This is a genomic window from Anaerofustis sp. NSJ-163 (assembly GCF_024135845.1).
Taxonomy (GTDB): Bacteria; Bacillota; Clostridia; order Eubacteriales; family Anaerofustaceae; genus Anaerofustis; species Anaerofustis butyriciformans.
Window position 1 is genome coordinate 35,259 of record NZ_JAMYJV010000002.1, and the last position, 12,089, is coordinate 47,347.

12 protein-coding genes are annotated in these 12,089 nt (G+C 28.9%); 6 read left to right on the forward strand and 6 right to left on the reverse strand.

Annotated features, from left to right (window positions below):
* The first annotated feature begins 175 nt into the window (after nucleotides 1-175).
* The 4 genes from M6G78_RS02415 to M6G78_RS02430 are packed head-to-tail and all read left to right on the forward strand — an operon-like array spanning nucleotide 176 to nucleotide 4,208.
* Nucleotides 176-2,167 (forward strand): transcription antiterminator, encoded by a 1,992-nt coding sequence (locus tag M6G78_RS02415; RefSeq protein WP_138268862.1) that lies wholly within the window; start codon nucleotides 176-178, stop codon nucleotides 2,165-2,167.
* A gap of 14 nt (nucleotides 2,168-2,181) precedes the next feature.
* Complete coding sequence (locus M6G78_RS02420) at nucleotides 2,182-2,628, forward strand: PTS sugar transporter subunit IIA (RefSeq protein WP_138268861.1); 447 nt, start codon at nucleotides 2,182-2,184, stop codon at nucleotides 2,626-2,628.
* Between the two features lie 15 nt (nucleotides 2,629-2,643).
* The gene (locus M6G78_RS02425) at nucleotides 2,644-2,943 is read left to right on the forward strand and encodes a PTS sugar transporter subunit IIB (RefSeq protein WP_138268860.1); all 300 of its coding nucleotides are present in this window, start codon (nucleotides 2,644-2,646) and stop codon (nucleotides 2,941-2,943) included.
* 14 nt (nucleotides 2,944-2,957) lie between these two features.
* Nucleotides 2,958-4,208, forward strand: coding sequence for a PTS galactitol transporter subunit IIC (locus M6G78_RS02430; protein ID WP_138268859.1), 1,251 nt, complete (start codon nucleotides 2,958-2,960; stop codon nucleotides 4,206-4,208).
* A 23-nt stretch (nucleotides 4,209-4,231) separates the two neighbouring features.
* On the opposite strand, the gene codY is transcribed toward M6G78_RS02430, so the two are convergent.
* From codY to ylqF, 3 genes are all read right to left on the reverse strand, one after another.
* Nucleotides 4,232-5,002 (reverse strand): GTP-sensing pleiotropic transcriptional regulator CodY, encoded by a 771-nt coding sequence (codY, locus tag M6G78_RS02435; RefSeq protein WP_253229519.1) that lies wholly within the window; start codon nucleotides 5,000-5,002, stop codon nucleotides 4,232-4,234.
* 110 nt (nucleotides 5,003-5,112) lie between these two features.
* Nucleotides 5,113-6,249 (reverse strand): ribonuclease HII, encoded by a 1,137-nt coding sequence (locus tag M6G78_RS02440; protein WP_253229520.1) that lies wholly within the window; start codon nucleotides 6,247-6,249, stop codon nucleotides 5,113-5,115.
* A gap of 9 nt (nucleotides 6,250-6,258) precedes the next feature.
* A complete protein-coding gene (ylqF, locus tag M6G78_RS02445) occupies nucleotides 6,259-7,086 on the reverse strand; it encodes a ribosome biogenesis GTPase YlqF (protein ID WP_253229521.1) in 828 nt (275 codons plus the stop codon).
* Nucleotides 7,087-7,297: 211 nt separating this feature from the next.
* Here ylqF and M6G78_RS02450 point away from each other — a divergent pair, with 211 nt between their 5' ends.
* Entirely contained in the window at nucleotides 7,298-7,582 is a 285-nt protein-coding gene (locus M6G78_RS02450; protein ID WP_253229522.1) for a hypothetical protein, read from the forward strand.
* A gap of 6 nt (nucleotides 7,583-7,588) precedes the next feature.
* On the opposite strand, the gene M6G78_RS02455 is transcribed toward M6G78_RS02450, so the two are convergent.
* The 3 genes from M6G78_RS02455 to M6G78_RS02465 form a co-directional block, all read right to left on the reverse strand.
* Entirely contained in the window at nucleotides 7,589-8,590 is a 1,002-nt protein-coding gene (locus tag M6G78_RS02455) for a C45 family autoproteolytic acyltransferase/hydolase (RefSeq protein WP_253229523.1), read from the reverse strand.
* Nucleotides 8,591-8,736: 146 nt separating this feature from the next.
* Nucleotides 8,737-9,708, reverse strand: coding sequence for an acetylxylan esterase (locus M6G78_RS02460; RefSeq protein ID WP_253229524.1), 972 nt, complete (start codon nucleotides 9,706-9,708; stop codon nucleotides 8,737-8,739).
* A 24-nt stretch (nucleotides 9,709-9,732) separates the two neighbouring features.
* Entirely contained in the window at nucleotides 9,733-11,040 is a 1,308-nt protein-coding gene (locus M6G78_RS02465; RefSeq protein ID WP_253229525.1) for a PTS galactitol transporter subunit IIC, read from the reverse strand.
* A 275-nt stretch (nucleotides 11,041-11,315) separates the two neighbouring features.
* Here M6G78_RS02465 and M6G78_RS02470 point away from each other — a divergent pair, with 275 nt between their 5' ends.
* Nucleotides 11,316-12,083: a DeoR/GlpR family DNA-binding transcription regulator gene (locus M6G78_RS02470; RefSeq protein WP_253229526.1), complete on the forward strand. Its 768-nt coding sequence runs from the start codon at nucleotides 11,316-11,318 to the stop codon at nucleotides 12,081-12,083.
* Nucleotides 12,084-12,089: the final 6 nt, after the last annotated feature.

A 12,089-nucleotide genomic window follows, 5' to 3' on the forward strand; every position in this document is an offset into this window, starting at 1 on the left:
TAAACAAAGGTTTTTCCCAATTTAAAAATAAAATAATAAAAAATCTATTTTCTTCCGCAAGTAAACGGAAATTATAAGTTTGATAATAAAAAGGAGCATTCTGTATAATGAATTTACAACAAAAGAAATTAACAAAACTTTTCAAATTAAAGATAAGAGAAAGGAGGTATTTCTAATGAATCTTTTCTACTGTTCGCCAAGACAAAGAAAAATGCTTAAATACCTTTTAATAACAGAAGAATATGTATCGGGAACAAAGTTATCGACATTCTTGGGAATTTCCGACAGAACCGTAAGAAATGATATAGGCATTTTAAATTACATTTTAGAACAATATAATTGTCAGATTATTTCCAAACGAGGAAAAGGATATAAACTTGAATCTAAAAATAAAGAATTATTAAATAACATCCTTTCACAATATGAAGGATATAAAAAACAAAAAGATGAAAGAGTTTATGAAATAATTACAATACTTTTATGCTCAAAAAACAGTGTCGATTTATTTGAACTTGAAGAAAAATTGTATATAAGCAGAACAACTCTTGAAACAGAAATTCAAAACATGAAAAAAATGATAAAAAGCATTTATCCTTCAATCGATATCAGAAGAAAAAAAAGCAGAATAGAACTTATCGGAAATGAAACAACTCTGAGATTTCTTTTAAATGAAATAATAATGCTAAAATACGATGCAAAAAAACAAAACTTATTTATTACAAACGATTTTTTCACAAACAACGATTTTGAAGAAACAAAAAAAATAATAGAATCCATTGCAATAAAGTATTCTTTAAATTTAGATGACAGCGCAATAGCAGATATATCAGTATACATCATTATTGCACAGATACGCCTTAATTTAAACAAAAAAATAATTTCAATAAATGATAAGCAAAAACAGGAAAACGACAAACTTTATGAAGCATCAAATGACATTTATGAAAAAACTATAGGAAAAGAAATCGAAACAAACGAATACAAACAAAATGAAATATGTCAGATAGCAATAAAATTATCATTTGTCAATTTACTTAATCCGACGGAAAAAAGTACAGGTGAAACAAAAAAAGAATGCTCAAAACAAATAATAGAAATAGTGGAATCTTTAATACTAAACATAAAAAATGACTATAATTTGGATTTAAGTACCGATGATGAATTGTTTACGGGACTTGCTTTTCATATTCAAGCTTTAATTAACAGAGTAAAATATCAGCAATTAGCGGAAAGTCCTATATTGGAAATAATAAAAAAACAATATACATTCATATTCGAACTCTCTTTACACATATATGAAATATTTAAAAAAGTTTTAAACATAACATTAAATGAAAGTGAATTAAGTTATATAGCCGCTCATATAGCGGCTGCAATCGAAAGAATGAAACTTCATTACGGTGAAAGCGGAGTAAAAACAATAATAATATCGCATTTAAAAACAAGTTATACAAATTTATTAATATCAAATCTAAAAAATATATTTTCATCAAACATAGAAATTATAGGACATTATCCCGTTTATAAAATACAAGAAGCCTTACAGGAAGAATCTGATTTGATTTTATCAACATGTAAGGTCGAAAAAGAGTTAATTGACAAAAAAAATATAAAGTATATGCAAATAGGCTTGGTTTTATCAAATGAAGAACAACAAAAACTTGCGGAATTAATTGAAGAAACGGCAAATGAAAAAATTTATTTAAAATCTCAAAATTCAAACGACAACAGCAATATTTTAAACAAATTTGAAAAAGATTTGTTCTTCCCAAATTTAAATATAAAAACTAAAAATGACGCTTTATCTTTAATTTCAAATGCAATGTATCTTAAGGGATATGTACAAAATGATTTTTTAAACAAACTTATCGAAAGAGAAAAACTATCCAATACCGTGATAGACGGAATTATAGCAATCCCCCATCCCATAAGAGCATGTTCCAACGAAACAAAAATTGGAGTTATAACTACCCCGCAATCGATTATATGGGGAGATTTTAAAGTAAAAATGATATTTGTTTTAGCTATAAAAAAAGATGAAAAAACATTTATACGAAACTTTTTCAAATTTATAAATAATTTAACAAAAGATAAAAACAATATTGATATTCTTATAAATTCAAAAACGTATAAAGAATTTATATGTAGTACACAAAAATTCATTTAAGAAAGGAACAAAAAATGATTGACGAAAAAAATATTTATCTTAATGTAAAAGGAAAAAATTACCAAGATATTTTAACTCAAATAGGTAATATACTTTATAAAAAAGGATATGTAAAAAAAAGTTATGTAGAAGCCCTTTTAGAAAGAGAAGAATTGAGTCCTACAGGTCTTCCTATAAAACCGTGGTCAATTGCAATACCACATACAGATCCCAAGCATGTAATAAAACCGTGTATAATCGTTTTTCAATTAAAAGAATCCGTCCCTTTTAAAGAAATGGCTAATCCAAAAGAAACCGTACAGGTAAAGTACGTTTTCGGACTTGTTTTTACGGACGGGAAAAAGCAATTACCTTTGCTTTCAAACGTAATTTCTATAACACAGGACAAAGAATCAATGAATATGCTTTCAACGGCAGCAACAAAAGATGAAATTCTTGCAGCCATAAAAAAATATTTATAAGAAAGGAGTAAAGAAATGTACAATATTCTATCTATCTGCGGCAGCGGAATCGCAACATCAACACTAGTAGCGCAGCGTTTAAAAGACGGTCTTGAAGAGCTCGGAATAAATGACGTAAACATACAGGAAGCCAACGTTTCGGAAGCCGGCGGACTTATACAAAACAATCCTCCGGATATAATCATTCATACAACTCCGATTGACAGTGTAGAAACAAAAGAAATTCCGACTTTTGATGCAGTACCGATTTTAATGAACCTAAACACAGAACAACTTTATGAAAAAATTGCAGAAACTTTAAAACAAAGAAAATAAAAAGGAGAAAAAACATGGAAATAATTCAAACAATATTAGATTTAGGCGCATCTGTAATGATGCCTATAATAATATTTATAATAGGAATTATAGTAAAAATGAAACCAATTAAAGCTTTAAGAGCTGGGCTTACGGTTGGTGTAGGATTTATAGGTATAAATTTGGTTACGGGAACAATGGGAACGTATTTAACACCTATAATTGAAGGCTTACAAAAAAATTGGCATTTAGCACTTGATACATATGATATGGGATGGCCTGTATCTTCAGGCATAGCATTCAGCAACGGAAGTTTAGTTGTTGCTCTTTTCGTAATTTTAATTGCAATAAATATATTAATGATGATTTTTAAATTAACAGATACATTAAATGTTGACCTTTGGAATTTCTGGCATTTTATTATGGGAGGAGCTTTAGTATATGCTCTTACAGGTAATTTCGTAATGGGATGTATTGCCGGAGGCTTATATGGAGGAATAGTACTTTTACTCGCAGACAAACATGCAGAAAGGATAAAAGATTTTTTGGGATATCCTGGTGTAACCATAACAACTCAATCTTTCCCCGTAGTGTTATATATATGCATGGGTATTGATAAATTAATAGAAAAAATACCAGGAATAAATAAAGTCCATTTCAGTTTGACTAAACTAAACCCTAAAATTTCTTTCCTAGGCGAACCGATATTCTTAGGTTTTATACTCGGATTTATATTGACTCTGATTTCCGGTCAAGGATGGGAAGCTGCTTTAATGTCAGGAGTAGGCATGGGAGCTGTAATGTTCTTATTACCTAGAATGGTAAAAATTTTAATGGAAGGACTAAGCCCTCTTTCAAATGCTGCACAGTCATTCATGAGCAAAAAATTCCCAGGCAGAAAAGTTAATATAGGTATGGATATGGCAATACTTTTAGGAGACAAAGAAATAATCACAATTGCAATGGTAATGGTTCCGATAACGCTAATATTGGCGGTAATTTTACCGGGAAACAAATTGCTTCCTTTTACTGATTTACCTTCTCTTACATATTTTATGGCACCTGCTGTATTGGCGGCAAGAAGAAATTCTTTTAGATCTTTGGTTATAGGCATAATTGTCATTATAGGAATGCTATATATAGCTACAGACTTAGCTCCTTTATTTACTTCTGTCGGACAAGCAAGTGGTTTGGTAGAAACAGGTTCACAGTCAGTATCGGCATTAAGCGGAGGTGGAGAATTCATAGCATGGGTTATAGTAAAAATAACATCATTATTTGTATAAAATAAGACACTCGAAGGAGTGTCTTATTGATTTAATTGAGCTCTTAATTCTTGATTAACTATTTTTATAAACGTTCCTTTCATACCAAGAGATCTGGTTTCAATAATACCTGCACTTTCAAGTTTTCTAAGGGCATTTGATACAACAGATCTTGTAATTTGAGCTTCTGTGGCAATTTTGCTTGCAACAACAAGTCCTTCGTTTTCAACTTCTTTAAAAATCATTTTTACGGCTTCAACTTCAGAATATGATAAAGTTGAAAGGGCCATTTTCGCAGCCGCTATATCAGAACTGCTTTTCTTCCTTTGATCTTGAATATATCTTAAAAGTTCCATAACAACTATGGCAGCAGAATATTCACATAATATAATCTCATCATCATCAAACTTTCCGCCATATTTGCTGAATAATAACGTTCCGATTCTTTCTCCTAAACCGTTTATTGGTACTATAGTCATATATCTATCTTTATAAACACAAGGTCCTTGGCTTCCAAAAGTACAAATAGGACTTTCTTCATATATATTTTCTACTGTGTCTGTATAAGAAAGTAATTTTTCTGTGAAATTTTGAGGAAAATGTGCTTCTTCATTAGGATAATAAGTCAAATCACATTTAAATCTGTCACTTGTTGAATAAGCAAGAATTGTTCCGTCATTTTCGGATATGTATACATTTACCTTCAAAATTTTACTCAACTCATTTGTTAACTCTTCAAAAGATACTACTTCAACGGCTGTAAGTTTTAATATCTCATTTAACTTTCTTATTCTATCGAGCAAAATCGATTCCATAAAAATGTCCTCCTAAATTATATACTATTACCATATTACACTAAAAAAAAATACTTTTCAATAATATTCTAAATATTTTGAAAAGTATTAAGTTTTCAGACAATAATATACTATTTATTTTCTCTAAATGCATCTTCTATAACTTTAACATCAAAAGTTCCTCTTGATTTATCAGTTATTTCCACAACATCAAAACGAATTTTAAACTTATCATTTAAACTCTTTTCTTTTAAATATTGTTTTGCACTGTCTATTATTCTTTTTCTTTTTTCTTCATCCACATAACTTTTAGGTGCTATAATATTTTTATGACGTCCTTTTACTTCTACAAAAGCAATTAAATTATCTTTTCTAACTATTATATCAATTTCACCATATTTACATTTATAATTTTTATTTAAAATACTGTATCCATGTTTAACCAGATAATTCATAACAACATTTTCATAATTTCTGCCTTGTTTTACCCTGCTGTCTATTATATTTTCGGTAAAAGTTTTTCTATGAATAGGACAAAGACCAATATTTCTTATGGCTTCAACATGGTCAAAAGTTCCATAACCTTTATTCTTTTCAAAGCCATATTCCGGATATTCCTTTGCATATTCATCCATCATATGATCCCTATGAACTTTTGCAATAATGCTTGCAGCTGATATCGAATAAATATTTGCATCCCCTTTTATAAAAGACTTCTGTTTTATATTAGTATCTAAATGAACAGCATCTATTAAAATCATATCCGGTTTTTCACTTAATTTATTTACAGCTTCAAGCATAGCTTTTTTAGTTGCATTTAAAATATTAATTCTATCTATTTCATTATTATCAACTATTCCATAAGCATAACTTATTGCTTCTTCTTTTATTTTAGCAGCTATTTCTTCTCTCTTTTGAGAGCTTAAAGCCTTTGAATCATTCATATACATTATTTTGCTGTCTTTTGGAAGAATAACGGCAGCGGCAACAACAGGACCAGCTAAGGGACCTCTCCCAACTTCGTCTATACCGGCAATAAAATTATAACCTTTATCATATAGACTGTTTTCATATTCTTTAATATTTTCAAGTCTTTGTAACTCTTTATTATATTGATCTAATTTTTTTTGAAGCCTTAAAGCAAACTTTCCAACTTCTTTTCGTCCGTCGGATTTGAATAATTCAATATATTCTTCATATTCTTCAACATTTATCTCATTTATGATTTTTCTTAATTCGTTGACTTTTGTATTTTTAACATCTATCATTTTTTACTCCTATAAATCACAAACCCTGTCAAAAGAAATTCTGCCAATAAGACCGTTTTTAAACTCATCTAAAACCGTAACGGCAGTTCTCAAATAATCAATTTCTCCGCCTTTTAATAAAAAGCCTCTTTTTCTTCCTATATCTTCATAAACTTCTATAGGCATTTTTTCAACGCTTTCAAGTTTGTATCTTTCTTTTAATTTATCAGGATATCTTTCAATTAAAAATTCAATAAGTTTAAGACATAATTCTTCTCTATCCAAAATTGTATCTTTTACAGAACCAATAGAAGCAAGACACACACCATCTTCTAAATTTTCAAATTTTGGAGGAAGAACTCCCGGTGTATCCAATAGATAAACTTCTCCTTTTACCTTTATCCATTGTTTTGAAAGTGTCACCCCAGGTCTATTCCCTGTCTTTGCGTTGGATTTTTTTGTTATTGAATTAATAAACATCGACTTACCCACATTTGGAATCCCCACTACCATTGCTCTTACTTCTCTATTTGCTCTAAATGTTGATTTAATATTATTTAAGTAAGATAATACTTCATTTATTCCTTTTTTACTCATAGAATCTATAAAGAAAACATCCTCACCCTTTTCTTTAAAATAATTTTGCCACTTCATAGTTTCATTTTCGTCAGCTAAGTCGCATTTATTATATACTCTTATAAATTTTTTCTGGTTTAATATTTTATTAAAATCATTATTTTCACTTCTTATAACAGCTCTTGAATCCAGTAATTTTACAACAATATCTACATTCTTTAAATCTTCCTTTATTAGTCTTGTAGCTTTTGCCATATGCCCCGGATACCATTGAATATTCATAAATAACCTCTCATGTTAAATTTTACATATATTTTTATTGAATTATTTTATTATAAAGGAAAAATAAAAACAAAAACAAGCTTTTTATTGATTTTATTCTTGAAAGATAATCATTTGTCAAAAATATATCAATTATTCGACAAAAAAAATCTCAAGTTTTTGTATATAATAAAGAAAACAATATGTTCATGGAAACAAAGGGGGCAGGGAAATGATTACAAAAAGAAAAGAAAATCAAAAGCATATTTATACATTCAATTTACAAAGCTCAAAAAATGATATTATAAGTAAAATGTCCAAAATAGAGATGGATATTATTTCTTTAGATAAAAAAGATTTTAATGCCGTTTTAAACATTTATAAAAGAATAAATTATTTAAAAGAATCAGTTAGACACCTTAAATTTTTTTCTAAAGAGAACGACTTTATTTTATTACATATAGAAGCTCATATAGAAAAATACGAATACTATTTAAGAAACAAATACAGAATATAAAGAGCTTTAAAGCTCTTTATATTTTAACCTTTTATCCATTTTATATATTTTTCTTTTTGGATTTCCATCACAAATATATACTTCATTTTTATTTAAAACATATACACTTGACCATAAAGTATCCATTTTTGAATGTTTATCATAGTCGCACATAAAACCATATTTTCCTTTTAAAAGAGAACTTGCATATTCGAATGAACATTTCTTCTGTTTTAAAAGAAAATTATACATCGTCCTGTATCTTTCCCTTGAATGTATTTCATCTTCAATGCTACAACTATATTTTTTCATCTTAATAGAATTAAAATCATTTGAACAACATAAAAAGTTATTTTTTGGTCTTATTATGTTTATTTTTTCGCAGTTACATTCAACTAAAGCCATATCTCCATTTTTATCAGCCATTAAAATATTTTGCGAAGATGAAATAGTTAGATTTTTTATTTTTTCTATTCCTTCATTAACATCCCTACACTTTTCAAGTAAATTTCTAACTATTACCCCACTGTTCAAACCAGGGTTTATTAAAGAAGGATAAACAAATGTCAGCCCTACAGCAAAACCATACTCGTTAACACCATCTTCAATTTCAGACATTGCAGTTGTATTACCAACAAAAGAATAAGAATTATCCAAATGATAGTAACAACTATCACATACATTTTTAAATTCAACAAGATAATCACTGTTTCTTCCATAAATAATATTTTCACAATCTTTAAAAGCAAAGCAACTACAATAATTATTAAACATAAAATTATACATACAAAATATAAAGGAAGAAAAATAACTTAAATCTACCTTTAACCCATCACTTATACCCTTTAACTCGTCTAAAAATTCAGGGTATTCTTTTTTACAAATCAATAAAGATTTTATACCAAAATCCATCATTTCAGCATTTATAAGTTTTAACTTTTCATCTATATATTTTCTGTTATTTTTAAGTTTTAAGCCATATTTTAATCCGGCATTATAATGTGATGAACCAAATCTTGAATGGTACATATTTACCTCCTAATATTTTATTAAAAGGCGCCTTTAAAACAGAATAACCGAATAAAAATTTTATGTCAATAAAATAAAAAAAGACAACTTTAAACAAAAGCTGTCTTTATATATATTAATTATTAATTTTAATTTTAAAGGCTAAATTATAAATTCTTTAAATAGAACTGAAATAAATCGTTATCCTGGAATAAAAGCTGAGGCTCATGCCCATAATCAGGATAAATAATCATTTCTTTTTCTGATTTAATCTTATTGTAAGTGGCAAATTGGGTGCTTGGATGACAATTTTCATCTTTAAAAGCCAATGTCCAGTGAACTTTTGCTGTTATTTTATCTGCAAAGTTTTGTATATCAACATAGCTTAGTTTTCTAAACACTTCATCTTCTTTTTCGTGTTTTGGATCATGTCTTCTAAAGAACTCGTTAAATTCATTAAATTGAGAAATATCAAGCAAATCTTCTTTTATTGTATGTTTTATATCGCTCATGAAAGGATATGTAGGAGTAATTACTTTTACACCTTTTACTAAAGCAGAAGAAGCAATTGTTAAAGCACCACCTTGAGATTTACCGTTAATACCTATTCTTGTCTCATCTACTTCTTCCATACTCATTAAAGTTTCCACAGCTTTAACACCGTCAAGATATATATTCCTCGCAAAAAGTTTAGTTATATCGTCATCTTCAAGTCCACGTATGTACTGTCCGTAATAACTAGGCCCGTTTCCATACCAAGGATCCGTGGAATATCCTCCCTGGCCTCTTACATCCATTGCCAAAACAGCAATATCATTATATACATAAGGTAAATATTCAAAAGGTCCTTTTGTACTTGAACCATATCCGTGAAAAAATACAATCCCCGGTATTTTATTTTTTATTTCTTTAGGTCTAATATAAAGACAATGAATATTGGCGCCAAATGTTCCTTCAAAAAACAAATCAAACTGCTCTATCCCCTTTTCCAAAAATTCTCTTTTTTTCAAGGTATATCCCGGCTTGGTATGTTCCCTTAAGTCTTTTAAAGAATCCTGCCAAAACTGATCAAAATCTTCAGGTCTTGGACTTTCTCCCATATAGTCTTTATATTTATCAATTGAAGATAATAATGGCATAGTTATATTTCCTTTCCTTATTAATTATAGACAAATCCATTTTGCCAATAAGAATGGTATCCATGTAATCCATTGTGTACCTATTACCATACAAGTGATTTGAGCCGAACCTTCTGGAACAGTAATATTAGCAGTTTTTACTAATTCTGTAAATATATCAGAACCAAGAGAAGCTATAGTTAACACTACAACACAAATAACTATCATCTCTATAATGCCTCTAAATAAATTACCTTTGCTTGCAACAACACATGGTACAGCAAAAAATGGAAGTGTTGCCAAGTCACCAAGAGGAAGAACAACATTCCAAGGTAACACAACAGCTAATATCAATACAATAGGAATAGCAATCAAACCAAGAGAAATTACAAATGTATGACCTGTTGCAACTGCCGAATCAAGACCGATATAAAGTTCTCTTCCAGGAAATCTCTTTTCTAGAAATGCCTGTGTCATTTCAGAAATAGGCATCAAACCTTCCATTAAAAGTGACACCATTCTAGGAATTAGAACAAGAACAGCGGCAACATTCATACCAACGATAAATATTTGTTGAATTGCTGCAGCAATACTTACACCATGTGTTTTAAATTGTGCTAAAGCAGCTAAAAAACCACCAATAATAAATCCCATCATTATAGGTTCACCTAGCAAACCAAGTTTTTCTGCAATACCTTCGCTTGTCCAGTGAATATCTTTTACACCAGGTATTTTATTAAGTAACCAGTCAATAGGATATGTATATAAAAGAATAGATACTGTTTGACAATGTGGAATTGAAATACCTTCTAAACCAAAGACCTCCGCATAATCTGCTTGCGAATAATCAGCCATTATAAATGTAATACCCATTAATACCATTGCTTGTCCTATTGCAAATACCCATGCTAAAACATTATTGACACCACAAACAAGTAATATCGCTGATGCAGAAAACAAAACATGCCAGTAATTCCAAATATCAACATCCATTGTTTTTGTCCAACCAAGTAAAATCATTAAAATATTTGTTATAATAACTGCTATAAACACAAAAGGAACAGCTTCTGTTGACCACGCAATGGCAGAACCCGTCGCCCAGCCAATATCAATAGCAGTTAATTTAAAGTTTAAATTTTCAACTAAAGCAGTAGCAACAGGTGAAATTGTCGCAGACATTAATCCGATGATTGTATTTAAACCTAAAAAACCTACGCCAAAGGTCATACCTGCTCTTAAAGCTTCACCAAATTTCGCACCCATGATTAAGCCAAGTAAAGTAAAAATAATAGGCATCATTACAGATGCACCCATATCTATGATATAGGTAAAAATATTTTGTATAATTTGCATTTTAATCTCTCCTTTAATTATTCCAAATTAAAATTATATATTGTCTAAAAAGGAAGGCCTTCTTTGTTTTTTTTGAACTATTTAGACAATATACGTGAACCATATAATGCATTTTATATTAAAAAGTTCATTTTGTCAATATTTATTAGCTATTTCGCTCATATTTTTCAAATGAATATCGTTTTCTTATCTATAAATCAAAAAAAAAATGGTATCTTTTAGCTCAAAAATATGTTATATTGTAATAAATTAATGAACAGGAAGAGGTAAAAATTTTGGCAAAAAAAAATATCGAACGATTAAATTCAATATATTCTTTTGTTAAAAACGCAGGCTATGCATCGGTAAATGAACTTACTGATATGTTCCAAGTTTCAATTTCAACAATAAAAAGAGATTTGGAAATTTTAGATAAAGAAGGAAAATTAAAAAGAGTATCCGGAGGAGTAACAATCACAAGAAATGAATTGGATACTCCAACATCAATTGTTTCTTATGCAAACATAAATACCAATAAAAAAATAAAAATAGCCAAAATGATTAACGAAGTAATAGATGACAATGATTCTATCTTTTTTGATGTAGGGTCTTCTTGCTATATGGCATATCAAAATTTAACAAGAAAAAACACAACAATATTTACTCCGTCTATACAAATTTTAACAACGGAAAATGAAAATGTAGCACATTTATATTGCCTTGAAGGAGAAGCCGTAAGACCTTACCTTATAATAAGAGGATTCCCTCTTTTAGAAAATCTAAATAGAATTGACCCAAATAAAATAGTATTTTCATGTATGGGACTTAATGCAAATTATAATTTAATTGGAAGAGTTGATTATGATAACTATATTTTAAGAAAACTTCTTGAAATGAATGGAGAAAAAATACTATTATTGGATTCTTCAAAAATATGTATGAGCAACGAATTTTGTGTACCCGGCATTGAAAAAATAGACATATTAATAACTGACGACAATATAGATGAAAAACACGTAAAAAATATTGAAAAAAAAGGAGTAAAAGTTCTTATAGGCAAATAATTAATT